General features: G+C 67.4%; 32 protein-coding genes and 1 tRNA gene. 18 read left to right on the forward strand and 15 right to left on the reverse strand.

Annotation, left to right across the window (positions count from 1 at the left end; genetic code table 11):
* Window positions 1-8 precede the first annotated feature (8 nt).
* From ACMX37_RS04350 to ACMX37_RS04400, 11 genes are all read right to left on the reverse strand, one after another.
* On the reverse strand, window positions 9-419 hold the full coding sequence (locus ACMX37_RS04350) for a SufE family protein (RefSeq protein WP_483147680.1): 411 nt from the start codon (window positions 417-419) through the stop codon (window positions 9-11).
* 110 nt (window positions 420-529) lie between these two features.
* Window positions 530-706 (reverse strand): hypothetical protein, encoded by a 177-nt coding sequence (locus ACMX37_RS04355; RefSeq protein ID WP_483147681.1) that lies wholly within the window; start codon window positions 704-706, stop codon window positions 530-532.
* A complete protein-coding gene (locus tag ACMX37_RS04360; RefSeq protein ID WP_483147682.1) occupies window positions 703-954 on the reverse strand; it encodes a hypothetical protein in 252 nt (83 codons plus the stop codon). The genes ACMX37_RS04355 and ACMX37_RS04360 overlap by 4 nt, the downstream gene beginning before the upstream one ends.
* Complete coding sequence (locus ACMX37_RS04365; RefSeq protein WP_088915039.1) at window positions 951-1,274, reverse strand: hypothetical protein; 324 nt, start codon at window positions 1,272-1,274, stop codon at window positions 951-953. Before ACMX37_RS04365 ends, ACMX37_RS04360 begins: the two co-directional genes overlap by 4 nt.
* Complete coding sequence (locus tag ACMX37_RS04370) at window positions 1,271-1,552, reverse strand: hypothetical protein (protein WP_483147683.1); 282 nt, start codon at window positions 1,550-1,552, stop codon at window positions 1,271-1,273. Before ACMX37_RS04370 ends, ACMX37_RS04365 begins: the two co-directional genes overlap by 4 nt.
* Window positions 1,552-1,911, reverse strand: a complete 360-nt coding sequence (locus ACMX37_RS04375) for a hypothetical protein (protein ID WP_088915037.1) — start codon at window positions 1,909-1,911, stop codon at window positions 1,552-1,554. The genes ACMX37_RS04370 and ACMX37_RS04375 overlap by 1 nt, the downstream gene beginning before the upstream one ends.
* Window positions 1,911-2,222: a hypothetical protein gene (locus ACMX37_RS04380; RefSeq protein WP_483147684.1), complete on the reverse strand. Its 312-nt coding sequence runs from the start codon at window positions 2,220-2,222 to the stop codon at window positions 1,911-1,913. The genes ACMX37_RS04375 and ACMX37_RS04380 overlap by 1 nt, the downstream gene beginning before the upstream one ends.
* A 31-nt stretch (window positions 2,223-2,253) precedes the next feature.
* Window positions 2,254-2,631 carry an envelope stress response membrane protein PspC gene (gene pspC / locus ACMX37_RS04385; RefSeq protein WP_483147685.1) on the reverse strand — a complete coding sequence of 126 codons (378 nt, stop codon included), beginning with the start codon at window positions 2,629-2,631 and terminating at the stop codon, window positions 2,254-2,256.
* Window positions 2,628-2,933, reverse strand: coding sequence for an envelope stress response membrane protein PspB (pspB, locus tag ACMX37_RS04390; RefSeq protein WP_483147686.1), 306 nt, complete (start codon window positions 2,931-2,933; stop codon window positions 2,628-2,630). The genes pspC and pspB overlap by 4 nt, the downstream gene beginning before the upstream one ends.
* A gap of 3 nt (window positions 2,934-2,936) precedes the next feature.
* Complete coding sequence (gene pspA / locus ACMX37_RS04395; protein ID WP_483148359.1) at window positions 2,937-3,782, reverse strand: phage shock protein PspA; 846 nt, start codon at window positions 3,780-3,782, stop codon at window positions 2,937-2,939.
* 121 nt (window positions 3,783-3,903) lie between these two features.
* Complete coding sequence (locus ACMX37_RS04400) at window positions 3,904-4,089, reverse strand: hypothetical protein (protein ID WP_088915032.1); 186 nt, start codon at window positions 4,087-4,089, stop codon at window positions 3,904-3,906.
* 158 nt (window positions 4,090-4,247) lie between these two features.
* Here ACMX37_RS04400 and pspF point away from each other — a divergent pair, with 158 nt between their 5' ends.
* From pspF to rbfA, 9 genes are all read left to right on the forward strand, one after another.
* Complete coding sequence (pspF, locus tag ACMX37_RS04405; protein WP_483147687.1) at window positions 4,248-5,303, forward strand: phage shock protein operon transcriptional activator; 1,056 nt, start codon at window positions 4,248-4,250, stop codon at window positions 5,301-5,303.
* A gap of 328 nt (window positions 5,304-5,631) precedes the next feature.
* Window positions 5,632-6,039, forward strand: a complete 408-nt coding sequence (locus ACMX37_RS04410; RefSeq protein WP_088915030.1) for a PilZ domain-containing protein — start codon at window positions 5,632-5,634, stop codon at window positions 6,037-6,039.
* Window positions 6,040-6,126: 87 nt separating this feature from the next.
* Window positions 6,127-6,531 (forward strand): PilZ domain-containing protein, encoded by a 405-nt coding sequence (locus ACMX37_RS04415; RefSeq protein ID WP_483147688.1) that lies wholly within the window; start codon window positions 6,127-6,129, stop codon window positions 6,529-6,531.
* A gap of 154 nt (window positions 6,532-6,685) precedes the next feature.
* Window positions 6,686-7,252 carry a ribosome maturation protein RimP gene (rimP, locus tag ACMX37_RS04420; RefSeq protein WP_483147689.1) on the forward strand — a complete coding sequence of 189 codons (567 nt, stop codon included), beginning with the start codon at window positions 6,686-6,688 and terminating at the stop codon, window positions 7,250-7,252.
* On the forward strand, window positions 7,249-8,877 hold the full coding sequence (gene nusA / locus ACMX37_RS04425) for a transcription termination factor NusA (protein ID WP_483148360.1): 1,629 nt from the start codon (window positions 7,249-7,251) through the stop codon (window positions 8,875-8,877). Before rimP ends, nusA begins: the two co-directional genes overlap by 4 nt.
* On the forward strand, window positions 8,858-9,637 hold the full coding sequence (locus ACMX37_RS04430; RefSeq protein WP_483147690.1) for a DUF448 domain-containing protein: 780 nt from the start codon (window positions 8,858-8,860) through the stop codon (window positions 9,635-9,637). Before nusA ends, ACMX37_RS04430 begins: the two co-directional genes overlap by 20 nt.
* Before the next feature lie 9 nt (window positions 9,638-9,646).
* Window positions 9,647-12,205, forward strand: a complete 2,559-nt coding sequence (infB, locus tag ACMX37_RS04435) for a translation initiation factor IF-2 (RefSeq protein WP_483147691.1) — start codon at window positions 9,647-9,649, stop codon at window positions 12,203-12,205.
* Complete coding sequence (locus ACMX37_RS04440) at window positions 12,202-12,648, forward strand: PaaI family thioesterase (protein WP_483147692.1); 447 nt, start codon at window positions 12,202-12,204, stop codon at window positions 12,646-12,648. The genes infB and ACMX37_RS04440 overlap by 4 nt, the downstream gene beginning before the upstream one ends.
* A complete protein-coding gene (rbfA, locus tag ACMX37_RS04445) occupies window positions 12,648-13,049 on the forward strand; it encodes a 30S ribosome-binding factor RbfA (RefSeq protein ID WP_483147693.1) in 402 nt (133 codons plus the stop codon). The genes ACMX37_RS04440 and rbfA overlap by 1 nt, the downstream gene beginning before the upstream one ends.
* Here the strand turns inward: rbfA and ACMX37_RS04450 are convergent.
* Window positions 13,046-13,630, reverse strand: coding sequence for a YceI family protein (locus ACMX37_RS04450; RefSeq protein ID WP_483147694.1), 585 nt, complete (start codon window positions 13,628-13,630; stop codon window positions 13,046-13,048). The two genes, rbfA and ACMX37_RS04450, sit on opposite strands and share 4 nt — an antisense overlap.
* Before the next feature lie 82 nt (window positions 13,631-13,712).
* Between ACMX37_RS04450 and ACMX37_RS04455 the strand changes: the two genes are divergently transcribed.
* The 5 genes from ACMX37_RS04455 (at window position 13,713) to ACMX37_RS04475 (ending at window position 18,711) form a co-directional block, all read left to right on the forward strand.
* Window positions 13,713-14,288 carry a thymidine kinase gene (locus tag ACMX37_RS04455; RefSeq protein WP_483147695.1) on the forward strand — a complete coding sequence of 192 codons (576 nt, stop codon included), beginning with the start codon at window positions 13,713-13,715 and terminating at the stop codon, window positions 14,286-14,288.
* Window positions 14,285-15,211, forward strand: a complete 927-nt coding sequence (truB, locus tag ACMX37_RS04460; protein ID WP_483147696.1) for a tRNA pseudouridine(55) synthase TruB — start codon at window positions 14,285-14,287, stop codon at window positions 15,209-15,211. Before ACMX37_RS04455 ends, truB begins: the two co-directional genes overlap by 4 nt.
* A 12-nt stretch (window positions 15,212-15,223) precedes the next feature.
* A complete protein-coding gene (gene rpsO, locus ACMX37_RS04465; RefSeq protein ID WP_483147697.1) occupies window positions 15,224-15,493 on the forward strand; it encodes a 30S ribosomal protein S15 in 270 nt (89 codons plus the stop codon).
* A gap of 177 nt (window positions 15,494-15,670) precedes the next feature.
* On the forward strand, window positions 15,671-17,959 hold the full coding sequence (gene pnp / locus ACMX37_RS04470) for a polyribonucleotide nucleotidyltransferase (protein WP_483147698.1): 2,289 nt from the start codon (window positions 15,671-15,673) through the stop codon (window positions 17,957-17,959).
* A 71-nt stretch (window positions 17,960-18,030) separates the two neighbouring features.
* A complete protein-coding gene (locus ACMX37_RS04475; RefSeq protein WP_483147699.1) occupies window positions 18,031-18,711 on the forward strand; it encodes a spermidine synthase in 681 nt (226 codons plus the stop codon).
* Here ACMX37_RS04475 and ACMX37_RS04480 read toward each other — a convergent pair.
* Window positions 18,699-19,658, reverse strand: coding sequence for a DUF481 domain-containing protein (locus ACMX37_RS04480; RefSeq protein WP_483147700.1), 960 nt, complete (start codon window positions 19,656-19,658; stop codon window positions 18,699-18,701). The genes ACMX37_RS04475 and ACMX37_RS04480 overlap by 13 nt on opposite strands.
* Before the next feature lie 25 nt (window positions 19,659-19,683).
* Window positions 19,684-20,391 carry a GcrA family cell cycle regulator gene (locus ACMX37_RS04485; RefSeq protein WP_483147701.1) on the reverse strand — a complete coding sequence of 236 codons (708 nt, stop codon included), beginning with the start codon at window positions 20,389-20,391 and terminating at the stop codon, window positions 19,684-19,686.
* Between the two features lie 84 nt (window positions 20,392-20,475).
* Between ACMX37_RS04485 and ACMX37_RS04490 the strand changes: the two genes are divergently transcribed.
* Entirely contained in the window at window positions 20,476-21,378 is a 903-nt protein-coding gene (locus tag ACMX37_RS04490; RefSeq protein ID WP_483147702.1) for an ABC transporter permease, read from the forward strand.
* Window positions 21,379-21,498: 120 nt separating this feature from the next.
* Here the strand turns inward: ACMX37_RS04490 and hspQ are convergent, their stop codons facing one another.
* Window positions 21,499-21,879 carry a heat shock protein HspQ gene (gene hspQ, locus ACMX37_RS04495; RefSeq protein WP_088915016.1) on the reverse strand — a complete coding sequence of 127 codons (381 nt, stop codon included), beginning with the start codon at window positions 21,877-21,879 and terminating at the stop codon, window positions 21,499-21,501.
* 181 nt (window positions 21,880-22,060) lie between these two features.
* On the opposite strand from hspQ, the gene ACMX37_RS04500 reads away from it, so the two are divergent.
* The 3 genes from ACMX37_RS04500 (at window position 22,061) to ACMX37_RS04510 (ending at window position 25,589) form a co-directional block, all read left to right on the forward strand.
* Window positions 22,061-22,150 (forward strand) — tRNA-Ser (locus ACMX37_RS04500).
* Between the two features lie 272 nt (window positions 22,151-22,422).
* Window positions 22,423-24,198: a class I adenylate-forming enzyme family protein gene (locus ACMX37_RS04505; protein WP_483147703.1), complete on the forward strand. Its 1,776-nt coding sequence runs from the start codon at window positions 22,423-22,425 to the stop codon at window positions 24,196-24,198.
* On the forward strand, window positions 24,195-25,589 hold the full coding sequence (locus ACMX37_RS04510) for a DUF1254 domain-containing protein (RefSeq protein WP_483147704.1): 1,395 nt from the start codon (window positions 24,195-24,197) through the stop codon (window positions 25,587-25,589). Before ACMX37_RS04505 ends, ACMX37_RS04510 begins: the two co-directional genes overlap by 4 nt.
* The last annotated feature ends 19 nt before the right edge of the window (window positions 25,590-25,608 follow it).

A 25,608-nucleotide genomic window follows, 5' to 3' on the forward strand; every position in this document is an offset into this window, starting at 1 on the left:
CCAGAGGCTCAGCCTGCCGCAAGCCTTGCGGCATGCTCCTTCACCAGCGCGATCATGTTCGGCACGCCCTGCGTGCGGTTGCTCGACAGCTGGTTCTTGAGGTCGAAGGGGGCGAGCGCCGCCATGACGTCCATGCCCGCCACCTCGGCGGCGGGCCTGTCCTGCACCGCGGCGATGACGAGCGCGACGATGCCCTTGGTGATCGCGGCGTTGCTGTCGGCGAGGAAATGCAGCTTCGCCGCATCGGTCCCCGCCGGATAGACCCACACCGCCGCCGAACAGCCGCGCACCAGCGTGGCGTCGGTCTTGAGCGCCTCGGGCATGGGTTCGAGGCTGCGGCCCAGCTCGATAAGCAGGCCGTAACGCTCGTCGCCTTCGAGGAATTCGTACTCTTCGAGAATGTCGGCCAGTGCTCTCATCAATTTCCCGTTCGCCCTGAGCTTGTCGAAGGGCTGCTCTTCTTCTGTTTGAGGAAGCACTAGAAGAAAGTGCAGGGCTTCGACAAGCTCAGCCCGAACGGCTGGAGCCGTTACCCGCCGATCCCGCCGGGGCGGGTGAGGGCGTAGTAGATCACGTAGAACCAGCTGAAGAAGCCGTGGATGATCGCCCAGATGATCGACTGGTTGGCGCTCCAGCTGATCGCCACCGCGATCGCCGTGCCGAGGCCGATGCCGGCCTGCGCGGCGCCGTTGCGGACCGCGCTCACAGCTCGACCCCGCTGGCGATGGCTTCGAGCTTGCGGATGCGCTCCTTGAGGTCGGACAGCTCGATCCGCGCCGAGCCGAGGCCCGAACCTTCCTCGCTTGCGGGCCGCGGCTGCGCACGGTCCAGCTCGCAGCGCTTGAGGTCGAGCCACCCGGCCCAGGCCCGCAGCAGGGCCGCGGCGACCAGCGCGAGGCCGATCAGGCTGCCGATGGTGAGCACCAGCACGGGATCGAGAAGAAGCGTGGTCATTCGCTCTGTTCCTTCCTCATGGCGGGGTCCGGCGTCGGAAGGCCCCGCAAGGCTTCGATTTCGGCAGCGATCCGCGCCCGCTCGCGCGCATCGCTGGTGTTGCCGTCGGTGGCGATGCGCTCGAGCACCTTCACCCGCTCCCTGAGCTCGGCGATTTCCCGGCGCGCCGCCTCGAGTTCGGCCGGCGTGCGCTGGTCCTCGCGCGGGACGACCTTCTGGTTGCCGTCCTCGTCGGTGACGATCCCGGCGCGCGCCCGGACGGTCTCGACGATCCCCCAGATCACGATCGCCACAAGGGCGACGATGGCCCAGCTGCTCATTGCGCAGGCTCCTTCTGGCTGCCGATGCGAAGCGCCTCGATCTCGTCCGCGAGCAGGCTGCCGCGGTCGGTGGCGATGCGTTCGAGCACCCGCAGGCGATCCTCGATCATCTGCTGGCGTTCGGCGATCATGCGGACGTCCTGCGGGACGATGTCGGACTTGGCCTCGTAGCGCAGCCGCTTGGCGCTCATCACCTTGTCGACGATGCCGTTGAGGCTCACGCCCGCGATGAGGACGATCGCGACGATGGTCATCGCGATGATCACCATCTCGCCCATCACGCCTCGCCCTTGTCCGTGAGGTTGGCGAGCGCGCGGTCGCGCAGCGCGTCGATCTCGGCGCCGAGGTGATACCCGCCGTCGGTGACGATCCGCTCGACGTTGGCGAGGCGATCCTTGATACTGCCGAGTTCGGCGCGCAGCTCGGCGTTCTCCTGGGTCAGCAGGGTGACGCGGTGCGCGGTCTGCTTGTCGGAACCGGGCTTCAGCGACTGGCCCCACATGCCTTCGAGCGGATAGCCGTTCTTGATCTTCATCCGGGTCGTCTGGAACGAGACGAGGATCCCCAGGGCACCGAGCACGAAGGCCCCGGTGATGATCCAGCCGAGATAGGGCAGGAAAGGCGCAAGGTTCTCCATCACACGCGCTCCTTGTTGCCGAGGCCGAGCGGGACGCCCGCGCCGGCTTCGTCCACGCGGCGCTGGTCGCGCAGCGCCTCGATCTGGGTAGCGATGTCGTAGCCGCGGTCGGTGACGATGCGTTCGAGCACCTGCACCCGGTCCTCCAGCCGCTGGACCTGGCTGGCGTATTGCGCGGCCTTTTCGGCGGTCTGCTCGGCGGTGGCGCCGACCTGCATCTCGGCCATCTTCTGCTGATGCTTCGTCCAGAGCGCGACGATCGGGATCATCAGCGCGAAGATCGGGATCATCAGGGCAAGGGTGCCTTCCATGATTTCAGTCCCCTGTTCAGTGGGTTGGAGTTCAGCGCAGCCGCTCGATCTCGGCGGTCAGGCGGGGGTTGCTGCTGACGTAGTGGGCTTCCACCGCGGCCAGCCGGCGATCGACGTCGCGGAAGGACGCGCGGATCTCGCGGGCGGTGCGCTTCGGGCTCTGCCGGACCGACTGCCAGTATTTCTGCTCGCTTTCGTCGCGGTAGAGATGCGGCGGCTTCTTGTTCAGCACGAAGCCGGCGACGAAGTAGGCAAGGATCACCCAGCCGCCGGTGATGAAGGTCGACAGCACGGCGCCGATGCGGATCCAGGCGACGTTGACGCCGGTGTAGTCGGCGATCCCCGAGCACACGCCCATCAGCTTGGCGTTGTGCTTGTCGCGATAAAGCGTGGTGCGGGGGCTGTTCACGAGCGGGTTCCTTTCTTCTCGGCGAGGAGCTGCTCGAGTTCGCGCAGCTGCTGGTTGTCCTTGTCCTGGTCGGCGATCAGGCGGCGGGCGGGGGTGAAGCCGGGATCGTCGCTGGCGACGAGCCGTTCGACCGTGTCCATCCGTTCATCGAGCCGCTTGGCGAGGTTGTAGAGTTCCTCCAGCAGCACCTCGTCGTCGGCGGTGATGGTAGCGGCGGTCTTCCACTTGGTCATGTAGTGCAGCACGACCCAGGGCAGGCCGATGAACAGAGTGGCCATGACTACAACGACATCGAAATCCATGGCTTATTCTCCCTTGCTGCTATCGGGCTTGCCGAGCGCTTTCTTCATGGCCTGCAATTCGTCGTCGATCGCGTCCGAACCGGCCAGTGCGTTGATTTCATCGGCGAGCGACGGGGGGCTGTCCTCGGCGATGCGCAGGGCATCGGCGCGGCCCTCGGCGTAATCGACCCGGCGTTCGAGCTGGTCGAAGCGCGCCAGCGCCTCGTCGGTGCGCTCGGTGCTCATCAGGGTGCGCAGCTTGACGCGGTTCTCGGCGCTCTCGAGGCGCGCGGCGATCGCGGTCTGGCGGCTGCGGGCCTCGCGCAGGCGGTGCTGGAGCTTCTGGATGTCGTCCTCGTAGGCGCGCAGGGCATCGTCGAGCACGGCGATCTCGCTCTTGAGCTGGTCGGCCATGTCGGCGGCCTTCTTCTTCTCGACGAGCGCGGCGCGGGCGAGGTCCTCGCGGTCCTTCGAGAGCGCGAGCTGCGCCTTCTCTGCCCAGTCGGCCTGGAGGCGGTCCAGCTTCACGCAGTGGCGGTGCATCTCCTTCTGGTCGGCGATGGTGCGCGCGGCGCTGGCGCGGACCTCGACCAGGGTCTCCTCCATCTCGAGGATGATCATGCGGATCATCTTGGACGGATCGTCCGCCTTGTCGAGCATGTCGTTGAAGTTGGCGGCGATGATGTCGCGGGTGCGGCTGAAAATGCCCATGAAGGCTACTCCATCGAGAAACGAATTGACCCGGTCCGCAGGCGCGACTCGCTCGTCCTGCGGCGGGGTGGTGCGGCCCTGAGACTGCGCCTTGCCGGGGTTCCGGCGCAAGGCCTCGATTTCCTCGTCGAGCCGCGAGAGGCGGCCTGCCGAAAGCAGGCGGGAGGGTTGGGCCGGAGCGTCGCTGCTCTGGTCGGCGCGCGTGGGGCTGGCACCGCCGGCAGCATCTGCGGGGGGGACGTTGCGCTCCGGCCCGAGGGGGTCAAAAGGGTCGCCCACTTCAGGCGATCTCGATCACGGCGCCGGCCTGGGCGGCGGGATGGGCGACGGGGGCTGCGTTGGCGGCGCCCGGCTGAAGCTGCGAGGACAGCGCGATCATCATCACCATCGCGGCGATGCTGGCCATCGCGGCCTGTCCGAGCTTGGAGTTCCAGAAGCTGCTGCTTTGGGCGTTGCGGTCGATCATTGTGGGCCTCCCCATTGGTGTCCGTGGTCTTGCCCGGTATTTTGCAACCCGCGTGCCAAACTTGGCGAATGGCGGATTTGCGCGGTTTCTGGCGCTGGTCGGCGGGGAGGCGTTGGCCTCTATTGCCAAGCCTTGGGAATTTTCACTATAGTTTGGACGTGAAGCTCGAAAGCCAGTTCATCGGCCAGTCGGGGGCCTTTCTGGACGCGGTCGAACGCGCCAGCCGCGCGGCGGCGATGAACCGTCCGGTGCTTGTGATCGGCGAACGCGGCACGGGCAAGGAGCTGATTGCCGAACGCCTTCACCGCCTGTCGAGCCGCTGGGACGAACCGCTGGTGACGATGAACTGCGCGGCGCTGCCCGAAACCCTGATCGAGGCCGAGCTGTTCGGCCACGAGGCGGGCGCCTTCACCGGCGCGACCAAGGCCCGCGCGGGGCGCTTCGAGGAGGCGGATCGCGGGACGCTGTTCCTCGACGAACTGGGCACGCTCTCGATGGGCGCGCAGGAGCGGCTGCTGCGGGCGGTCGAATATGGCGAGGTCACCCGCATCGGCGCCTCGCGTCCGATCCGGGTCGACGTGCGGATCGTGGCGGCGACCAACGACGACCTGCCCGCGCTGGCCGCGGCGGGCGAGTTCCGCGCCGACCTGCTCGACCGCCTGAGCTTCGAGGTCATCACCCTGCCGCCCCTGCGCGTGCGCGAGGGCGATATCGGGGTGCTCGCGGAATATTTCGGCCGGCGCATGGCCGCCGAGCTCGAATGGGACCGCTGGCCCGGCTTCGCGCCGCACGTGATGGACGCGCTCGAGGACCATCCTTGGCCCGGCAACGTGCGCGAGCTGCGCAACGTGGTCGAGCGCGCGGTCTATCGCTGGGACGCGCCCGACATGCCGATCGGCCATGTCCAGTTCGACCCCTTCGACAGCCCCTGGCGCCCGCGCCCGCCGGAACATCGCCGCAGCGGCAGCGGGGCGGCGAAGGCCGGCGGGGAATCCGCAGGTGGTGGGGCGGTCGTCGCGATGCCGTCCGCAGGTAATTTCGATGCCGTCGACGATCTGCGCGCCGCCGTCGACGCCCACGAGCGGGCAATTCTGGCGCATGCGCTGGGCAAGCACCGCTGGAACCAGCGCCAGACCGCCCGCGCCCTCGGCCTCACCTACGATCAGCTGCGCCACTGCATCCGCAAGCACGGGCTGATGGAGGGGCAGGACTGATAGCGTTCCTAACGGATTGGCAAGTCTTTTCGATTATTGCGGTCGTCCGGCTCAGGGCGACGCGACACCATGCATTTGCTTTGCGAAAATTTCCCGAGAAATTCCTTCGTCTTGGACAAGGCTGCGGGCGAATCGCGCCTGATTTCACCGTGTTGCGGCAGGGCGTCCTGAGATGCGCCCCGATCTGTCCGACAGCCCCCGCCACTCTTTGCCAGCGCCCCCGGTTTCGGATAGGGTGAGCGCGGTCGCACCTACTTCCACGGTCGAATCGCCCGTCGCATCGCCTGCGGGCCATCCGGCTCTGGACCGACTGCGGGGTGAACAGGGGATGGTGGACCCGAAGCCCGAGGGCCCGGATGCGCCGGCGGTGCCGATCGGGCGGCGTTCCGCGCCGCGCCTGCGTCTCAGCCTTCCGGCCCAGCTCGTTGCGGTGGAGAAGGTTCACACCTGCATCCTTCTCAACCTGTCGCGCACTGGTGCGCAGGTGGCGATCCTCGATTCCATGCGCGAAGGCGAAGGCGCGATCCTGCGCTGCGGCCTGATCAACAACTTCGCGATCATCACCCGCAGCGAGTTCGGCCTGAATGCACTCGAGTTCGACGAGCCGCTGACCGACGCGATCGTGCTCGAGGTGCGCCGCTACCACGAGAATTTCGAGGAGCGCGAGAAGCGCGCGCTGATCGAGACCGCCCGCAAGTGGGTGACGGGCGACACCAGCGACGACCGCCCGATCTGACCCGCGATCACCGCCTGCCCGGCACGTAATCGTGCGGGGGTGGGCGCGGCGACGGTCTTCACCTCTCGCTGCGAAACGGGTCGGGTCATGGCACCCGAACCCCCTTCAGCCGACGCTCCCGACAGCCCGGTCACGGCCGGCCGCAGGGCGGCGGCGCGCCTGCGGCTGGCCATCCCCGCGAAATTCGTGTCGATCTGCGAGACGCAGGACTGCATCCTGATCGATGTCTCGCGCACCGGCGCGCGGGTCGCGCTGGCGCGGCCGCTGGCGGTGGGGCAGTCGGGCTATCTCGGGCTTGCCGGGATCGAGTTGTTCGGCACCATCGTCCGCAGCGAGCACCGCGAGGGCATGGCGCTCAACGCACTGGCCTTCGACGAGCCGATCTGCCGCGAGGAGGTGCTCCGCATCAGAAGCTTCGCCGAGAGCTTCGAGCTTCGCCAGAGCCACGCGCTGCGCGAGCAGGTGCGCCGCTGGGTCGCGGGCGAGGGCTGAGCGCGCGCTGCGGCGAAGGCGCTTGCCAAACGCGGCGAAGGGGACTAGAGGGGCGGCCAATCCCGACATTGTCGCGACAAGGTTTGGATGCTGGCGCCTCGCGGGGCCGGCCCCACACCGCGTTTCCGCAATGGCGTCGCTACGAAAGACCCGCGTGACCGATATTGCCCGCCTGACCCAGCTGATCGAACCCGAGGCCACCGCGCTCGGCTTCGAACTGGTGCGCGTGGCGATGGTGCCCTCGGAAGCGGGCGACGGCGGCATGGCGCTCCAGATCATGGCCGAGGACCCGGCGACCGGCCAGCTCGTGCTCGACCAGTGCGCCGCGCTCTCGCGCCGTATCTCCGACGTGATCGACGCGGCCGAGGAAGCGGGCGAGGAACTCGTCGAAGGCGCCTACCACCTCGAGGTCAGCTCGCCCGGCATCGACCGTCCGCTCACCCGTGACAAGGACTTTGCCAACTGGGCGGGCCATGAGGTCCGCATCGTCATGGACAAGGGCTATGACGGGCAGCGGGTCAACAAGGGCGTGCTCGGCGGGCTCGAGGATGGTATGGTCCTCGTGGCTGAAGTGAAGGCGGGCGATGTCCGCCTGCCGCGCGCGCAGATCCACACGGCCAAGCTCGTCCTCACCGACGCGCTGATCGCCGCAACCCGCCCGCTGGACACCAGTGGGGCCGACGAGCTCATCGAAGAAGATTCAGAGAAGGCAGACGACTGATGAGTGCCATTTCCGCCAACAAGGCCGAACTCCTCGCGATCGCCAACGCGGTCGCCTCGGAAAAGATGATCGACAAGTCGATCGTCATCGAGGCGATGGAAGAGGCGATCCAGAAATCGGCGCGCAACCGCTACGGCGCCGAGAACGACATCCGCGCCAAGCTCGATCCGCTGACCGGCGATCTGACGCTGTGGCGCGTGGTCGAGGTGGTCGAGGAGGTCGAGGACTACTTCAAGCAGGTGGACCTCAAGCAGGCCGAAAAGCTCCAGCCGGGCGCGAAGGTCGGCGACTTCATCGTCGATCCGCTGCCCCCGGTCGATCTCGGCCGCATCGACGCGCAGTCGGCCAAGCAGGTGATCTTCCAGAAGGTCCGCGATGCCGAGCGCGAGCGCCAGTACGAGGAATTCAAGGACCGCCAGGGCGAGGTCATCACCGGCGTGATCAAGTCGGTCGAATTCGGCCACGTGATCGTCAACCTCGGCCGCGCCGAGGGCGTGATCCGCCGCGACCAGCAGATCCCCCGCGAAGCCGCCCGCGTCGGCGAGCGCGTCCGCGCGCTCATCACCAAGGTCGAGCGCAACAACCGCGGGCCGCAGATCTTCCTCAGCCGCGCGCATCCCGACTTCATGAAGAAGCTCTTCGCGCAGGAAGTGCCTGAAATCTACGACAACATCATCGAGATCAAGGCCGCTGCCCGCGACCCGGGCAGCCGCGCCAAGATCGGCGTGATCAGCCGCGATTCCTCGATCGACCCTGTCGGCGCCTGCGTCGGCATGAAGGGCAGCCGCGTGCAGGCGGTGGTGCAGGAACTCCAGGGCGAGAAGATCGACATCATCCCGTGGAGCGAGGACACCGCGACCTTTGTGGTCAACGCACTCCAGCCCGCCACGGTCAGCCGCGTCGTGCTCGACGAGGATGATGGCCGCATCGAGGTGGTGGTGCCCGACGACCAGCTCAGCCTCGCGATCGGCCGCCGCGGCCAGAACGTGCGTCTGGCGAGCCAGCTCACCGGCCACCAGATCGACATCATGACCGAGGAAGAGGCTTCCGAGAAGCGCTCGAAGGAATTCGCCGAGCGTTCCAAGATGTTCGAGGAAGAGCTCGACGTCGACGAGACCCTCTCGCAGCTGCTGGTCGCCGAAGGCTTCGCCGAGCTCGAGGAAGTGGCCTATGTCGACCTCGCCGAACTCGCGAGCATCGAAGGCTTCGACGATGAACTCGCCGAGGAACTCCAGAGCCGTGCACTCGAGGCGCTCGAGCGCCAGGAAGCCGCGCACCGCGAAGTGCGCCGCGGCCTCGGCGTCGAGGATGCCCTCGCCGAGATCCCGCACCTCACCGAGGCGATGCTTGTCACGCTCGGCAAGGCGGGGATCAAGACCCTCGACGATCTCGCCGACCTCGCCACCGACGAGCTGATCGCCAAGAAGCGCGAGGCCCCGCGCCGCCGCGCCGCGGCCGACGGCCCGCCGCAGCGTCGTCCGCAGCGCGAAAGCGACAAGGGCGGGGTGCTCGGCGAATACGGCCTCAGCGAAGAGCAGGGCAACGAGATCATCATGGCTGCCCGTGCCCACTGGTTCGAGGACGAGCCCACCGAGGAGGCCGCCCATGCGGACTCCACCCAATGAGCGCCTGACGTCCGACATCGACGGGCCGTCGCTTTCCGCCAAGGCGGAGAGCGAGCGGCGTTGCATCCTCTCCGGGGCTTCCTCGGCGCGGGATGCGCTGCTGCGTCTGGCGATATCGCCCGACGGACTGGTGCTGCCCGATGCCGCGGCCAAGGCTCCGGGGCGAGGGGCATGGATCGGCGTCACGCGCGCTGAGCTTGAAGAAGCGCTGGCCGATGGCCATCTCCGGAAGGCGCTGATGCGCGCCTTCAAGGGCGCGCCTCTCACCATCCCCGAGGATCTCCCCGCAAGGGTCGAGGCGGCGCTGGCGCGTCACCTGTGCGACCGGCTGGGCCTCGAACTGCGCAGCGGCAACATCGTGATGGGTTCCGCCCGGATCGAGGAGCAGGCACGGGGCGGGCGCATCGCGCTGCTGCTTCATGCAAGCGACTCCAGCGCGGATGGCCGCCGCAAGCTCGACCAGGCATGGCGCGTGGGCACCGATGCCGAAGGCTCGGGCGCGCGCGGGCAGGTCTTGCCACTGGACCGCACGGCGCTGTCTGTGGCATTGGGCCGCGACAACGTTGTCCACCTGGGCGTCGCCGGCCATCCCGGCGACATGCGCGCGAGCCAGCGCGTGCTCCAGGCAGTGTCCCGGCTGGTGCATTACGCCGGGACTGACGGGGCGAGCGAGACGAACGAGACGGGCCGGGCCGCAGCCGGCAGCGCAGACCTGCCGCCTGGCGGGCCCGCGACCATTGACGAATACGTGAAGGACTGACGAGCGATAATGAGCGACGACAACGACAACCAGCGCATCCGCAAACCCCTGGGCCTCAAGCGCTCGGTGGATGCGGGCGAGGTCAAGCAGACCTTCAGTCACGGCCGCACCAACAAGGTGGTGGTCGAGGTGAAGCGCCGCCGCGTGCTCGGCAAGCCCGGCAGCGAGGGCGCCGCCCCGCCGCCGCCCGCCCCCGAACCGGTGGCTGCACCGCCCCCGCCGCCGCCCGCGCCGACCCCGGCCCCGCGTCCGGCCCGTCCTGCACCTGCGGGCGAGACCCCGCAGGAGCGCGTCAAGCGCCTCCAGCTCGAGGCCGAGGAAGAGCGCCTGCGCCTCGCCGAGGAAGCGCGCAAGCGCGAGGAAGCCGAGGCCCGCGAGCGCGAGGAAGAAGAGCGCCGCCGCGCCGAGGAAAACCGCCGCGCCGAGGAAGAGGTCGAGCGCCAGCGCGCGGAGGCGGCCAGCGCCGCGCCCGAATCCGAGGCTGCGCCCGCCGCGGAGGCTCCCGCTGCGCCCGCCGAGACTGCCGCCCCGGCTGCGCGCACCGATGCCATGCCCGCCGCGCGCCGCTTCACCCCCGTGGAGAGGCCCGAGCCCAAGCGCCCCGCCGCCCCCGAGGTCAAGGGCAAGAAGAAGGAAGACGGCAAGCGCGCCGCGCCGATCGATGCGGGCAAGGACAACCGCCGCTCGGGCAAGCTCACCGTCACCCGCGCCCTCAACGAGGACGAAGGCCGCCGTGCGCGCAGCCTCGCCGCGCTGAAGCGCGCCCGCGAGAAGGAGCGCCGCGGCCAGGGCGGCCCCAGCAAGCCGCGCGAGAAGCAGGTCCGCGACGTCGTCGTGCCCGAGGCGATCACCGTCGGCGAACTCGCCAACCGCATGGCCGAGAAGGGTGCCGACCTCGTGAAGGCGCTGTTCAACATGGGCATGATGGTCACGGTCAATCAGACCATCGACCAGGACACCGCCGAGCTGCTGGTCGAGGAGTTCGGCCACAACATCACTCGCGTCTCCGCGAGCGATGTCGACATCGACACCAGCGCCGACGAAGATCCCATCGAGACGCAGAAGCCGCGTCCGCCGGTGGTGACGATCATGGGTCACGTCGACCACGGCAAGACCAGCCTTCTGGACGCCCTGCGCGGCACCGACGTGGTCAAGGGCGAGGCCGGCGGTATCACCCAGCACATCGGCGCCTACCAGATCACCACCAAGGACAAGTCGAAGATCACCTTCCTCGACACCCCCGGCCACGCGGCCTTTACCGAGATGCGTATGCGCGGGGCCAACGTCACCGACATCGTCATCCTCGTGGTGGCGGGCGACGACGGGCTGATGCCGCAGACCATTGAGGCGATCAACCACACCAAGGCGGCGGGCGTTCCGATGATCGTGGCGATCACCAAGTCGGACAAGCCCGAATACAACCCGCAGAAGATCCGCGAACGCCTGCTCGAACACGAGGTGATCGTCGAGGCCATGTCAGGCGACGTGCAGGACGTGGAGCTTTCGGCCAAGACCGGTGCGGGGCTCGACAAGCTGATCGAGGCGATCCAGCTCCAGGCCGAACTGCTCGAACTGAAGGCGCGCCCCGACCGCGATGCCGAGGCGACCGTGATCGAAGCCCAGCTCGACAAGGGCCGCGGGCCGGTCGCGACCGTGCTCGTCACCCGCGGGACGCTCAAGCGCGGCGACAATTTCGTGGTCGGCACGCAAAGCGGCCGCGTCCGCGCGATCGTCGACGACAAGGGCCAGCAGCTCAAGGAGGCCGGACCCTCGATGCCGGTCGAGGTGCTCGGTCTGGGCGGCGTGCCCTCGGCGGGCGACCAGCTCACCGTGGTCGAGAACGAACAGCGCGCCCGTGAGGTCGCCAAGTATCGTCAGGAAATCGCGACCGAAAAGCGCACGGCCCTCGCGCCGACCAATTTCGACACGATGTTCAGCAGCCTTTCCTCCAACGTCATCGAGTATCCGGTGGTGGTGAAGGCGGATGTGCAGGGCTCGGTCGAGGCGATTGTCAACGCGCTCCACAATCTCTCGAACGACGAGATCAAGGTCCGCGTGCTCAATGCGGGCGTGGGCGCGATCACCGAAAGCGACGTGCTGCTGGCGGCGGCCTCGAAGGCGCCGATCATCGGCTTCAACGTGCGACCCAACGCCAAGGCGCGCGACCTCGTGAAGCGCGATGGGGTGCGGATGATGTATTACGACGTCATCTACCACCTCACCGACGCGGTCGCCAAGGAGATGGCGGGCGAGCTGGGTCCGGAGCGGATCGAAACCGTGGTCGGCCGTGCCGAGGTCAAGCAGGTCTTCCCGGCCGGCAAGAAGGACAAGGCGGCAGGTCTGTTGGTGCTCGAAGGCGCGATCCGCAAGGGTCTCTTCGCGCGTCTCACCCGTCAGGACGTCATCGTCTCGGCCACCAAGATCGCCTCGCTCAGGCGCTTCAAGGACGACGTGGACGAAGTCCGCGCCGGTCTGGAGTGCGGCGTGGTGCTGGAAGACACGAACGACATCAAGGCGGGCGACATGCTCGAAGTCTTCTCGGTCGAGGAGCGTGAGCGGACGCTGTGAGCCTCAACGACCCGCACTACCCCGACGATGCCGGGCAGTCGCCGCATTCGGCGCTGCTCGGCAGCGAGTTCGTGAGCTGGGACGAGGCGGCGCAGACCGTCACCCTGCGCTTTACCGTCAAGCGCGAGATGTGCACCTGGCGCGGCGGCGTGCAGGGCGGGCTGGTTGCGGGCTATCTCGATGACGTGATGGGCTATGCCTATGTCGCGGCAACGGGCGGCGTCATGGCGCCGCTCAACCTCGACATTTCGATGAGCCTCATCCGCCTCATCCCCGAAGGCGCGACGATCATCGGCAAGGGCCGGGTGGTCAAGGCGGGCCAGCGGGTGATCTTCCTCGAGGGCGAACTGCTGGCCGAGGACGGGACGATCTACGCCCGCTCCACCTCCACCGCGATCCCGACCCCGCGCCCGACGCCGGAGACAACGGGGCTGCAACGCTGATGGCAAAGCAACCCTTCACCGCCGAGCAGCAATCGGTCCGCGTCCTCAAGGTCGGCGAGCGGGTGCGGCATATCCTGTCCGAGCTGCTCGCGCGCGGCGAGGTGCATGACGATGTGGTGAGCGCGGCGCATATCTCGGTCACCGAGGTGCGCATGACCCCCGACCTGCGCCACGCGACGGCTTACGTGAAGCCCTTGCTGGGTGCGGGGGACGACGAGGTCGTGCACGCGCTCCGCCAGAACACCGCCTTCCTCCAGCGCGAGGTGGCCCAGCGGCTGGGGCTGAAGTTTGCGCCCAAGCTCAAGTTCCGAAAGGATGAGAGCTTCGCCGAGGCCGACCGGATCGAGGCGCTGCTGCGCGACCCCAAGGTGCTGCGCGATCTCGACGAGGACGAGGATTAACGCGGCACCATCCGCGCTTTCAGGGTGATGTCGACCTGGTTGCCGACGATCAACTGGTAGCTCTTCATCCCGAAGTCGCGGCGGTCGATGGTGGTGGTGCCGGTGAAGCTGACCGGTCTGCCCGCCTGCGCCACCGGATCGGTATCGAAGGTGACGTCGAGCTTCGCCGGCCGGGTCACGCCGCGCGCCGTGAGTTCGCCCGCCACCGTGCCGCGGGTCGCGCTCGCCAGCGTGAGCGAGCGGCCCACGAAGCGGATTGTGGGATACTTCTCGACCCAGAAGAACTTCTCGCCGCGCAGCCGCGCCAGGGTCACGCTGTCGGGCGCTTCCAAAGCAGTCGCATCGAATGTCACGTCGATCATCGCCCGCTCGGGTGCGCCGGGCACGATCGTCACGGCGCCCTGCATGCGGGGAAAGCGCGCGGTCTTGCTGGCAAGGCCGAAGAAGGGCACTTTCGCCGAGACATTGCTGGCGCTCGCATCGAGCGTATAGCGCTGGGGCACGCTCGCCGCATTGGCCAGCACCATGATGGCCAGCAGCGGCAGCAGTGCCAGACGCAGGATAGGGTGGCGAGGCTTCATCACCTTTCCAATACGCACCAGGCGGGCAAAAAGGTTCAACTGAAGCCTCGCACGCGGCGCGGCGAGGGGTTAGGAGCCCGCCATGGCCAAGCTCTACTTCTACTACGCCAGCATGAACGCGGGCAAATCCTCGCACCTGTTGCAGGCGGACTTCAACTACCGCGAGCGCGGGATGGCGACGATGCTCTGGACGGCTGCGCTCGACAGCCGCTCGGAAGGGATGGTGCGCAGCCGCATCGGGCTGGAGAGCGAGGCGCACAGGTTCACGCCCGAGACCGATCTGTGGGCGGCCATCAGCGCCGCGCACCGCGTGCAGCCGCTCGATTGCGTGATGGTGGACGAGGCGCAGTTCCTTTCCCCCGAGCAGGTCTGGCAACTCGCCCGGCTGGCTGACGAAGCGGGAATTCCGGTGCTGTGCTATGGCCTGAGGACCGACTTCCAGGGGGCGCTGTTCCCCGGCTCTGCGGTCCTGCTTGGGATCGCAGACGCGCTGGTGGAGCTGAAGGGGGTGTGCCACTGTGGTCGCAAGGCGACGATGAACCTGCGGGTCGACGAGACCGGCGCGGCGGTCAAGCAGGGCCGGCAGACCGAAATCGGCGGTAATGATCGTTATGTGGCGCTATGCCGCAAGCATTTCTCCGAGGCCCTGAACGGATGAACGCGCGGATGAGCGGGGCGCTTTCGGGCTGGCTGATCCTCGAAAAGCCGCGCGGAATGGGGAGCACGCAGGGCGTGAGCGCAGTCAAGCGGGTGCTCCGTGCGGGCGGCTATGCCAAAACCAAGGTGGGGCACGGCGGGACGCTCGATCCGCTGGCCGAGGGCGTGCTGCCGATCGCGCTGGGCGAGGCGACCAAGCTTGCCGGGCGGATGCTGGATAGCGACAAGATCTACGCCTTCACGGTGCTGTTCGGCGAGGAGACCGACACGCTCGATACCGAAGGCGCGGTGGTGGCGACCAGCGACGTGCGCCCGACGCTGGCCGAGGTGGAGGCGGTGCTGCCGCGCTTCACCGGGCCGATCGAGCAGGTGCCGCCCGCCTACTCGGCGCTCAAGGTCGATGGCCAGCGGGCCTACGATCTGGCGCGGGCGGGGGAGGCGGTGGAGCTGAAGGCGCGGGCGGTGACGATCCATTCGCTCACGATCCTCAAGAGCGACGAGGCCGCCGGCGAGGTGACGCTCGAAGCCCACGTCTCCAAGGGCACCTACATCCGCTCCCTTGCACGCGACATCGCGCAGGCGCTTGGCACCTGCGGCCATGTCACCTATTTGCGCCGCATCAAGGCCGGTCCGTTCCGCGAGGAACAGGCGATTTCGCTGGACAAACTGGAGGAAGCCGCTAAGGGCGCAGGCCTTGAACACCTCCTCCTGCCGCTGGAGGCAGGGCTGGACGACATCCCGGCCCTCAGCCTCGACCAGACAAGCGCGCAGGCGGTCCGACAGGGCCGGGTGCTGTCTGGCATGCCCCAATCATCCGGGCTCTATCTGGCGAAACTGGGCCCGGTTCCGGTCGCGCTGATGCAGATCACGGATGGGACGGCCACGGTCGTCAGGGGTTTCAACCTTCCCGATGTCGCTGAGTAAGAGAGAACGAATATGTCGGTGACCGCCGAAAAGAAGCAGGAAATCATTGCCTCGAACGCCCGTGATCCCAAGGACACCGGCAGCCCGGAAGTCCAGGTCGCGATCCTCACCGAGCGCATCCGCAACCTCACCGAGCACTTCAAGGATCACCACAAGGACAACCACTCGCGCCGCGGCCTTCTCATGATGGTGAACAAGCGTCGCACGCTGCTCGCCTACCTCAAGAAGAAGGACGTCGAGCGCTACAACGCCCTGATCCAGAAGCTGGGTCTGCGTAAGTAAGAGTTTCGCGTTGAAAGGCGGCTCGAGGGCCGCCTTTCTCGCATTTGGGGCCCGCAGACATCCGGTCTGCCGCGCCCCGGGGCCAGATCAGTGCCCCGCACCGGACCGGGACGGTCTTTTCCCCGGCACATGAGGCCCCGCCCGGCAATATGGCCGCGCGGGTCAGAAGGAAAACCAATGTTCGACACGAAAACCGTATCGCTGGAGTGGGGCGGAAAGACCCTCACTCTGGAAACCGGGCGCATTGCCCGTCAGGCCGATGGCGCGGTCCTCGCGACCTATGGCGAAACCGTGGTGCTGTGCGCTGTCACCGCCGCCAAGTCGGTGAAGGAAGGGCAGGACTTCTTCCCGCTCACCGTCCACTACCAGGAAAAGTTCTCGGCTGCCGGGCGCATCCCCGGCGGCTTCTTCAAGCGTGAACGCGGCGCGACCGAGAAGGAAACGCTGACCAGCCGTCTGATCGACCGTCCGATACGTCCGCTCTTCCCCGAAGGCTTCTACAACGAGATCAACGTGATCGCGCAGGTCCTGTCGTTCGACGGCGAGACCGAGGCTGATATCGTGGCGATGATCGCGGCTTCGGCGGCGCTCACGATCTCGGGCGTTCCCTTCATGGGCCCGATCGGCGCCGCGCGCGTCGGTTATGTCGATGGCGAATATGTCCTCAACCCCAAGCAGGACAAGGCGCTCGCCGAAGGCCGTCTCGACCTCGTGGTCGCCGCGACCGACAAGGCCGTGATGATGGTCGAATCCGAAGCCAAGGAACTGACCGAGGACGAAATGCTCGGCGCCGTCATGTTCGCGCATGACGAGATCCGCAAGGTGATCGGCGCGATCGTCGATCTGGCCGAGAAGGCCGCCAAGGATCCCTGGGACATCGACGTCAGCGACAACACCGCCGACATCAAGGCGAAGCTCAAGGAACTGGTCGGCGCCGACATCGCCGCGGCCTACAAGCTGACCGACAAGTCGGCGCGCTCGAATGCGCTGAACGAGGCGCGGGCCAAGGCCAAGGCGGCTTTCGCCGACGAAACCCCGCAGACCCAGATGGTCGCGATCAAGACCATGAAGAAGGTGGAAGCCGACATCGTGCGCACCGCCATCCTCAAGGAAGGTTCGCGCATCGACGGCCGCAAGCTCGATCAGGTCCGCCCGATCGAAGCGATCGTCGGCTTCCTGCCGCGCACCCACGGTTCGTCGCTGTTCACCCGCGGCGAGACCCAGGCGATCTGCACCACCACGCTCGGCACCAAGGATTCCGAGCAGATGATCGATGGTCTGGAAGGCCTGAGCTATTCCAGCTTCATGCTGCACTACAACTTCCCGCCCTATTCGGTCGGTGAAGTGGGCCGCTTCGGCGCGCCGGGTCGGCGCGAAGTCGGTCACGGCAAGCTCGCCTGGCGCGCGCTCAACCCCGTGCTGCCGTCGAAGGAAGACTTCCCCTACACCATCCGCGTGTTGTCGGACATCACCGAGTCGAACGGCTCGTCCTCGATGGCGACGGTGTGCGGCGGGTGTCTGTCGATGATGGACGCGGGCGTGCCGATCAAGGCGCCGGTGTCGGGCATCGCGATGGGCCTGATCCTCGAAGGTGACGAATTCGCCGTCCTCTCGGACATTCTTGGCGATGAAGACCACCTCGGCGACATGGACTTCAAGGTTGCCGGGACCGCCGAAGGCATCACCACGATGCAGATGGACATCAAGGTCGCCGGCATCACGCAGGAGATCATGGCCAAGGCGCTGGAGCAGGCCAAGGCCGGCCGCCAGCACATCCTCGGCGAGATGGCCAAGGCGCTGACCGGTGCCCGCAGCGAAGTGTCGAAGCACGCGCCGCGGATCGAGACGATCCAGATCGACAAGTCGAAGATCCGTGACGTCATCGGCACGGGCGGCAAGGTGATCCGCGAGATCGTCGCCGAAACCGGTGCGAAGGTCGACATCGACGACGAGGGCGTGATCAAGATCAGTTCCTCGAACCTCGACGAGATCGAAGCCGCCAAGCGCTGGATCCTCGGCATCGTCGAGGAGCCGGAAGTGGGCAAGGTCTACACCGGCAAGGTCGTCAACATCGTCGACTTCGGCGCCTTCGTGAACTTCATGGGCGGCAAGGACGGTCTCGTCCACGTCTCGGAAATGAAGAACGAGCGTGTCGAGAAGCCGACCGATGTCGTCTCCGAAGGCATGGAAGTGAAGGTCAAGGTCCTCGAGATCGACCAGCGCGGCAAGGTCCGCCTGTCGATGCGCGTGGTCGACCAGGAAACCGGCGAAGAGCTGGAGGACACCCGTCCGCCCCGCGAACCGCGCGAACCGCGCGGTGACCGTGGCGATCGCGGCGACCGTCGCGGGCCCAAGGGCGGACGCGGCGGCGAGCGTGGCGGGCGTGACCGCGACCGCGGCGGCGACCGTGGCGGTCGCGAGCGCGACAGCGGCCCGGCCGGTCTGCCCGACTTCCTGAAGGACTGATCGCCTCGCAAGGCATGAATAGGAGGCCGCCCGGAGCGATCCGGGCGGCCTTGCTTTTGGAAACCTGACCGATGCTCAAGCGCGAACTGATCGACACGACCCAGATCGAGGACGGCGTCCTCCTCGAACTCTACAGCCACGGCCGCGATTTCATAATCGTGCTCGGGCGCAACGAGCTGATGAGCACCCGGATGCGCTTCTCCGAGGAGCAGCTTGCCGAACTGACGCTCGACAAGCTCGGCAAGCCGAACGGGCGCATCCTGATCGGCGGCTACGGCATGGGTTTCACCTATCGCGCGGCCGCCGCGCGGATGGGCGACAAAGCGCAGATCGTCATCGCCGAAATCTCCGAGAGCATCGTCGAATGGGCGCGCGGGCCTATGGCCGAGCTGACGGGCGAGAGCCTCTCGGACCCGCGCCTCGACCTGAAGATTTGCGATGTCGCCGCGCTGATCGACGATGCCAATGACGGGACCTGCGCCAAGTTCGACGCGATCCTGCTCGATGTCGACAACGGCCCCGATGGCCTCGTGCGCGATGCCAACAACCGCCTCTATTCGCGCACCGGCCTCGCCAAGGCGCGCGACGCCCTGAAGCCGGGCGGAATCCTCAGCGTCTGGTCAGCCGCGCCCGATCCGGCGTTCCGCAAGCGGTTGAAGGATGCGGGGCTCGAGGTCGAGGAACGGGGCATCCGTTCGCGCCCGAACAACAAGGGCGCGCATCACACCATCTGGTTCGCTCAGAAGTCGTAGACCAAGGTCACCCGGGTCAGCGTGTCGGTCTGCACCGCGCCCGGCGGCGGGTTGCTGTCGTACTCGATCGCATAGGAGAAGCGCGCCGTCAGCTTGCTGCTGATCGTTGCGTTGAGGCCGGTCACCAGATCGATCGAGGTATTGCGCGAATCGATGATCGCGATGGCCGCGCCGCCCGCCTCGGCCACCGCATTGGTGTCCTGCGTCAGCTTCAGGCGGTCGGTGATGCTCCAGTCGAAATCGACCCCGATCAACCCCGCGATCCGGCTCTCGACGCGCCCGTCCACGAAGTCGGTGACACGGTAGGCGGGGCCGACCTTGAGCGCGAGCTGCACATCGTCCTTCTTGAGCGCCTGGTAGCCGATCCCGCCCGAGATCGCATAGCGCCCCGAAAAGCCCTGGAACCGGTCACGCTCGTACTGCGCCAGCGCATAGGCGTAGAAGCGGTCGGAGATCTTCACGTTGGGCTCGTAGCGGGCGAGGAACTGCTCGCGTGTGGTCACCCCGTTGGCGCGCTGGTAATCGACCCGCCCGGTCAGGTTGTGGCGCCAGTCGATCCCCGCGCGCGCGACCGCAAGACCGGCGGTGATGCCGGTGTTCGAGCTGTTGCCGGTGGCACGGAAGGCACCGAATTCGCCCTTGCCCGACCAGTTGTCGAACAGGCCGGCCGAACGGATCTTCGCCAACTTTGCCTCGGCCTCTGCCTGCTTGCGCGCGGCGACCGCCGTCTCGAACTCCGCGAGCATGGCATCGATCTCGGCCACGTCGGCCGGATTGGTGACGCGCGCGAGTTCGGCGACCGTGCGCACCTTGCCCTCGTCGCCCGTTGCGATCGCGGCATCGATCATCGCGCGCACCGGCTCGGGCAGCGCCGCGCTGGCCGCGCCGTGCGGCACCAGCAGCGCGGCGGCAGCGAGCACGCCGAGACGGCCGGTCAAACCCGTCATCGCCGATTCCCCCTGAAGCGCCGGTTCAGCGCACCCGCGGACCGCCGAAAGGCAGCGGCGGGGGCGGGCGGCGCACGCCGCGCGGCAGCTGCGCCTGATAGGCGCGGCCGCAATGCTCGACGCAATAGGGGAAGCCCGGGTTCACCGGCTCGCCGCAGAAATGGAAGTCGGGTTCGCCCGGATGGCCCATCGGCCAGCGGCACACCTTGTCCGACAGGTCGAGCAAGCTGGTCTTGCCGGCGATCTCCGGGCTGGGCTTGGCCGGCACGAGGCGGCGCGGCGGGGCTGGCGGGATCGGGGCCTGCTGGTCGCCCGGGCCCTGACGCAGGAAGCCGCCCGGGCCGACCGAGACGATCTTCGGCAGATCGGCCGCAGGCGCGGGGATAGCGGCCTGTGCAGGGGCGGCGTTCTCGACCGGAGCCTCGTTGCGCACCGGCGGCACAGGTGCGCGCGGCGCGGGACGTTCCGCGGCCTCGACGGGCGGGCTGACCCTGTCGGCCGGTTCGGGCGCGCGCGCAGGCGCAGCCGGGACCGGCTTCTTGACGGCAGGCGCGGCCTTCTTCTTCTCGTTCGCCTTGACCGGGGAGGGGCGTGCCTTCAGCCCGAGGCGGTGTGCCTTGCCGATCACCGCGTTGCGGCTCACGCCGCCCAGTTCGGTGGCGATCTCGCTGGCAGTCGCGCCGCCTTCCCACATCTTCCTGAGCGTTGCGATGCGCTCGTCCGTCCAGCTCATATGTTCTACCTGTTCCTGTGTCCGGCGCATGCCCGGGTGGAGCGTGCTTGTCAGGAACGTGGCCGGGGCCTAGGCAGCTTGGCCATGGCCCACGACATTCCTGCAAACCCGCCCGGTAAGGCCGCTCCCGTGACCGAATTGGCGGCGGATGACAAGACCGGCGGGAGCATCCGGTTCACCCCGCGCGGCCAGCCCGTCATCACCGGGATCAATCGCGTGGGGCTCTCGGCGCTCTATATGAAGGAGGTCCGCCGTTTTCTCAAGGTCCAGACGCAGACGATCTGGGCTCCGGCCTTCACCACGCTGCTGTTTCTGGTGATCTTCAGCGTCGCGCTGGGGCGGCAGGGGCGCGAGGTGCTGGGCGTCCCCTTCGCCAGCTTCGTCGCTCCGGGGCTGATCGTGATGGCGATGATGCAGAACGCCTTCGCCAATTCCAGCTTCTCGCTGCTCGGGGGCAAGATCCAGGGCACCATCATCGATTACCTGATGCCGCCGCTTTCGCCGGGCGAAATGATGGCGGGGATCCTCGGGGCGGCGGTCACCCGTGCGGTGGCGGTCGGCCTTGCAGTCGCAGCGGCCATGCTGCTGTGGCCGGGGGTGTCGCTCGGCATGGCGCACCCGTGGGCAGTCGTGTGGTTCGGCCTGATGGGATCGCTGATGCTGGCGACGATCGGTCTTGCCACATCGGTCTGGGCCGAGAAGTTCGATCACAACGCGGCCGTCTCCAATTTCGTGATCGCGCCGCTCTCGCTGCTGTCGGGCACCTTCTACGTGATCGAGAACCTTCACGGCGTGTTCCAGACCGTGAGCCGCCTCAACCCCTTCTTCTACGTGATCTCCGGCTTCCGCTACGGGTTCCTCGGCGCGAGCGACATCGGCGGGGCCGGGCAGGTGCTGGCGGCGGCGGGCGGCCTGCTGGTGCTCAACGCGGTACTGGCAGGCGCGGTCTTCGCGCTGCTGCGCAGCGGGTGGAAGCTCAAGAGCTGAGGCTGCAATGACTTCGTCTCCGGGCAGCAGGCCCGCAAGGCCGAACGGCCGCCCGTAGCGGGCGCAGCTTCGCTGCGCGCATAGCGAGGATGCCGTCCCGGAGGGGACGGCGCAGACAAATCAGTGCGTGAGCGAGCGCCGCATCCGGTAGCGGCCGTCCTTGAAGCTCTCGAACAGCTGCCTCACGGTCGGGTGATCCACGGGCCCGCCCTCCGCATCTGCCACCAGATTGCCCTGGCTCACATAGGCGACGTAGGAGGAATCCTCGTTCTCGGCGAGCAGGTGGTAGAAGGGCTGGTCGCGCCGCGGGCGGATGTCCTCGGGGATCGACTGGTACCATTCCTCGGAATTGGCGAAGACCGGATCGATGTCGAACACCACGCCCCTGAAGGCGAACAGGCGGTGACGGACCACATCGCCGATGCCGAAGCGGGCGCGTGTCTGGCGCGGCGCGATGATGGTGCGACCGGCCTGGCTCGAGAAGAACTCTGCGCGTTCCATACCGGCAATATGGACCTTTGATCGCGCAAAACAAGCACGGGTCTTTCGCGGGTGCGAGATATGCCCGCATTTTGTGTGCGAGCGGGTCTTGGCAAGCCCTGCGGCTTGGGCTAACGGGCGCGCTCCCCGCCGCCCGCCGCCTTCGACCAGGCGGCCCATTCACGGGCGCGCCGGGCCTCGCGGAGAGGTGGCAGAGTGGTCGAATGCGCCGCACTCGAAATGCGGTTTACCGGCAACGGTAACGTGGGTTCGAATCCCACCCTCTCCGCCACCTTACCCTGCAAAGATCGATATCTTGCGCTCAGTTGCCCCTTGTTCCCTTGACCGCGCCCCATAGCTCTTCCGCCTGACCGACGACGGGCTGAACGATCCGCGAGAAAAGGTCGCAAACCGATGGCTCGAACGGGTAGGGGGCACCGGTCACTTACAAAGTGTCAGTCGAGGTGCACATCGCAACCCGCTAGGGCGCGACACCATGCATGATGATCGGGCGAGCCGACGTGCAGCCATACATCTTGCGGCAAGACCGCCATCGAGGAACGAATGACTGACGCTCCGCCGTCGATTCCACACGTGCACCAGCAGCTTACCGCCGCCGGGTCTCCGTTCGAGGTGGAGGAAATCGTGGTCGACGGCATTGCGCGCCGGGCGTGGAAGCACGGGCCCAAGACAATGGGTGAACTGCTCGACCGGTCGTGCCGCTTCGACGACCTGCCGTTCCTTGTCCATGAGGACCGCCGGGTCACCTTCCGCGGCTTCAGGCGCGCGACACGGGCGCTGATGCAGGTGCTTGCGGATTGCGGGGTCGGACCCGGGGATCGCGTGGCCATCGCGATGCGCAACCTGCCAGAATGGCCCGTCTGCTTCTTCGCGGCCACCGCGCTCGGCGCGATTGCCGTTCCGCTCAACGCATGGTGGGTGGGAAGCGAACTGGCCTTCGGCATTCAGGATTCGGGCGCGAAGGTGCTGCTTGCCGACGCGGAGCGATTTGCGCGCCTTGCGGAGCTGCTTGGAGATTGCCCGATGCTCGAGCAGGTTCTCACCTGCGGTGTGCCCCTGGAGACATCGGCAAGGAGGCTCGAAGACCTGATCGGATCGCCGGGGGACTGGGAACGGCTGCCGGAGGCACCGCAGCCGCCGGGAACCGTGCAGCCCGACGAACCTGCCACGATCTTCTACACTTCGGGAACCACCGGCAAGCCCAAGGGTGTCGTCGCATCACACCGCGCAGCCCTGTCGAACATCACGGGCGCGGCCTTCGCTGCCGCCAGAGCAGCGCTGCGGAACGGAACGCCACCTGTCGAACCCGCCGCCACGCCCGAGCAGGCGGGCGCGCTGGTGGTGGTGCCGTTTTTCCATGTGACCGGCTGCTTCGCGATCCTGTGTCCGGCGCTCGACGCGGGCAATCGTCTGGTCCTCATGCACCGCTTCGAAGCGGTGCCGGCGATGCGCCTCATTCAGGATGAGAAGCTGAGCTGGGTGGTCGGTGTGCCGACTATCGCCTGGCAGATCGCCGAGCATCCGAGGGTGGGCGACTACGATCTCTCGTCGCTGGTCAGCATCGGCTATGGCGGTGCTGCCGCAGCGCCGGAACTGATGTTGAAGCTTGCATCGAGCTTGCCCGATGCCGTGCCCGGACACGGCTGGGGCATGACCGAGACCTGCGGGCTGGCGACGACCCATTCGGGTGCGGATTACCGCCGCCGCCCCACGAGTTGCGGGGCTCCGGTCGCGGTGGTCGACATCCGCATCATGGACCAGGATGCCGGCCGCGTGCTGCCGGCAGGCGAGGTTGGCGAACTCTGGGTGGCCGGCCCAAACATCGCCAAGGGCTACTGGAACCGTCCCGAGGAAACCGCAGCCACCTTCGTCGACGGGTGGGTGCGCACCGGCGACCTCGCAAGGATCGACGAGGAGGGGTTCCTCTACATCGTCGACCGCGCCAAGGATGTGGTCATCCGGGGCGGCGAGAACATCCACTGCATCGAAGTCGAGAACTGCCTGTTCGAGCACGATGGCGTCGCCGATGCGGCGCTGGTCGCCCTTCCGCACCGCACGCTTGGCGAGGTGCCGGTCGCGGTGGTGCAGGTCGCGCCCGGCCGTGCCATCGAAGAGGCTGCCGTGCTTGCCCATTGTGCCGCCCGCCTTGCAGCATTCAAGGTGCCGGTGGCGATCGTCTTCCAGCACGAACCGCTCCCGCGCAATGCCAGCGGCAAACTGCTCAAGCACGAGATTGTGCGCAGCGAGCCCGTGCAGGCGCGCATGTCAGGCTCAACGTCCAGCAATGCAGGGAAAGGCTACGGGAGCGCCAAAGCATGAGAAAGCTGATTGCCACTGTCTCCGCCACACTGCTGGTCGCCTTGCCGCTGCCGGCTCTCGCGCAACACGCCGGAGCCGGGCATGGCGAGCGGGCGGCAGCGGCCCTGCTGCCGGTCAATCAGGACGACCGGGCGATCCTGCTGCGGTCCGTCGCCTTCCAGGCCACGATCTACGGCCTGCCCGCGGTGCTGCAGTACAAGGAGATGCATCGTCAGGCGATCGCCGAGGGAGGTGCCGGATTCAGCGGGTTCGGCGCCTTCATTCACGAACGCCAACTGGCGGGGCCCGGCTATGCCGCGTTCAAGGTGCCCAATTCCGACACGCTCTATTCGACCGCGTGGCTTGATCTCGGGCACGGTCCGGTGGAAGTCACGATCCCGCCGACGCGCCTGAAGTATTACACGCTCAACCACTTCGACATCCACGGCAATCCGGGCAATCTCGGCACTCGCACCGTGGGTTCGGGCGGAGGGCGCTTCCTGCTGACCGGACCCGGTTGGGCGGGCGATGTGCCCGAGGGGCTGACGCCCGTCCGGATGACCAGCCGGCATGTCTGGATCCTGATGCGCGTGTTTGCCCAGACCCCGGGCGAACTCGAACAGGCGCACCGCTTTCAGGACGCGGTGCGGTTGCGGCCGCGTGTCGACCTCGCTTCCGCCGCTCCTCTCGCCCCCGTTCCGCCTGTTCCAGGCGACGGCGCGGTCGATTTCCTCCGCGTGCTCGACTATGTGCTGGCGACCGACGGCCATCTGCCGGGCGAAGATGCCCTGATCGAAGGGTTCCGCGCCATCCCCGGTCTGGGGTCCGGGCATTTCGATCCCGCGGGGCTCGATCCGGTCTCACTTGAGGCCGTCATCGCCGGATACGAGGACGCGATGCGGTTGGTGACGAATGCCCGCAGCCAGCTGGGGCAGCCGACCGGCACGGGGTGGACCGTCGTTGCCAAGGGCAACTACGGGTACAACTACCTGCGCCGCGCGATCAACAATCTCGCCGGGCTCGGGGCCAACGTGCGCGAGGAGAATGCCTCCTTCAACACCTTCGTCGACGCTGGCGGAGAGCCTCTCGATGGCGCGAAGGCCGACTACCGGCTGCACCTGCCGGAACCCCCGCCGGTCAACGCGTTCTGGTCGGTGACGCTCTATGACGCGCGGACGTTCGAGCTTCATCCCAACCCGATCGCGCGCTATCTGGTCAGCGACCGGACCCCGGGGCTGAAAGTCAATCGCGACGGTTCGGTGGACATCGTGATCCGGCACGCGCCTGCGGGATCGGCGAACTGGCTGCCGGCGCCGGCGGGCCCGTTCTTCCTTGTCATCCGCTCTTACCTGCCCAAGGCAGAGGTGACGAGCGGGGCGTGGCTGCCCCCTGCGGTGATCCGCGAGCCGTGAGGGGGCCCGTGCGCTCGCC

Source organism: Porphyrobacter sp. THAI-01a, assembly GCF_056868655.1.

What these genes read in the sequence shown, in the direction of transcription:
- ACMX37_RS04480 (WP_483147700.1), bottom strand. Translation starts at nt 19,658, where the DNA reads ATGACGGGTTTGACCGGCCGTCTCGGCGTGCTCGCTGCCGCCGCGCTG.
- ACMX37_RS04410 (WP_088915030.1), top strand. Translation starts at nt 5,632, where the DNA reads ATGGTGGACCCGAAGCCCGAGGGCCCGGATGCGCCGGCGGTGCCGATC.
- ACMX37_RS04510 (WP_483147704.1), top strand. Translation starts at nt 24,195, where the DNA reads ATGAGAAAGCTGATTGCCACTGTCTCCGCCACACTGCTGGTCGCCTTG.
- ACMX37_RS04490 (WP_483147702.1), top strand. Translation starts at nt 20,476, where the DNA reads ATGGCCCACGACATTCCTGCAAACCCGCCCGGTAAGGCCGCTCCCGTG.
- ACMX37_RS04450 (WP_483147694.1), bottom strand. Translation starts at nt 13,630, where the DNA reads ATGAAGCCTCGCCACCCTATCCTGCGTCTGGCACTGCTGCCGCTGCTG.
- pspB (WP_483147686.1), bottom strand. Translation starts at nt 2,933, where the DNA reads ATGGATTTCGATGTCGTTGTAGTCATGGCCACTCTGTTCATCGGCCTG.
- ACMX37_RS04400 (WP_088915032.1), bottom strand. Translation starts at nt 4,089, where the DNA reads ATGATCGACCGCAACGCCCAAAGCAGCAGCTTCTGGAACTCCAAGCTC.
- ACMX37_RS04380 (WP_483147684.1), bottom strand. Translation starts at nt 2,222, where the DNA reads ATGGAAGGCACCCTTGCCCTGATGATCCCGATCTTCGCGCTGATGATC.
- ACMX37_RS04415 (WP_483147688.1), top strand. Translation starts at nt 6,127, where the DNA reads ATGGCACCCGAACCCCCTTCAGCCGACGCTCCCGACAGCCCGGTCACG.
- ACMX37_RS04365 (WP_088915039.1), bottom strand. Translation starts at nt 1,274, where the DNA reads ATGAGCAGCTGGGCCATCGTCGCCCTTGTGGCGATCGTGATCTGGGGG.
- rpsO (WP_483147697.1), top strand. Translation starts at nt 15,224, where the DNA reads ATGTCGGTGACCGCCGAAAAGAAGCAGGAAATCATTGCCTCGAACGCC.
- rbfA (WP_483147693.1), top strand. Translation starts at nt 12,648, where the DNA reads ATGGCAAAGCAACCCTTCACCGCCGAGCAGCAATCGGTCCGCGTCCTC.
- truB (WP_483147696.1), top strand. Translation starts at nt 14,285, where the DNA reads ATGAACGCGCGGATGAGCGGGGCGCTTTCGGGCTGGCTGATCCTCGAA.
- pnp (WP_483147698.1), top strand. Translation starts at nt 15,671, where the DNA reads ATGTTCGACACGAAAACCGTATCGCTGGAGTGGGGCGGAAAGACCCTC.
- ACMX37_RS04475 (WP_483147699.1), top strand. Translation starts at nt 18,031, where the DNA reads ATGCTCAAGCGCGAACTGATCGACACGACCCAGATCGAGGACGGCGTC.
- hspQ (WP_088915016.1), bottom strand. Translation starts at nt 21,879, where the DNA reads ATGGAACGCGCAGAGTTCTTCTCGAGCCAGGCCGGTCGCACCATCATC.
- ACMX37_RS04455 (WP_483147695.1), top strand. Translation starts at nt 13,713, where the DNA reads ATGGCCAAGCTCTACTTCTACTACGCCAGCATGAACGCGGGCAAATCC.
- ACMX37_RS04370 (WP_483147683.1), bottom strand. Translation starts at nt 1,552, where the DNA reads ATGGGCGAGATGGTGATCATCGCGATGACCATCGTCGCGATCGTCCTC.
- ACMX37_RS04485 (WP_483147701.1), bottom strand. Translation starts at nt 20,391, where the DNA reads ATGAGCTGGACGGACGAGCGCATCGCAACGCTCAGGAAGATGTGGGAA.
- ACMX37_RS04375 (WP_088915037.1), bottom strand. Translation starts at nt 1,911, where the DNA reads ATGGAGAACCTTGCGCCTTTCCTGCCCTATCTCGGCTGGATCATCACC.
- ACMX37_RS04350 (WP_483147680.1), bottom strand. Translation starts at nt 419, where the DNA reads ATGAGAGCACTGGCCGACATTCTCGAAGAGTACGAATTCCTCGAAGGC.
- ACMX37_RS04360 (WP_483147682.1), bottom strand. Translation starts at nt 954, where the DNA reads ATGACCACGCTTCTTCTCGATCCCGTGCTGGTGCTCACCATCGGCAGC.
- infB (WP_483147691.1), top strand. Translation starts at nt 9,647, where the DNA reads ATGAGCGACGACAACGACAACCAGCGCATCCGCAAACCCCTGGGCCTC.
- ACMX37_RS04505 (WP_483147703.1), top strand. Translation starts at nt 22,423, where the DNA reads ATGACTGACGCTCCGCCGTCGATTCCACACGTGCACCAGCAGCTTACC.
- ACMX37_RS04430 (WP_483147690.1), top strand. Translation starts at nt 8,858, where the DNA reads ATGCGGACTCCACCCAATGAGCGCCTGACGTCCGACATCGACGGGCCG.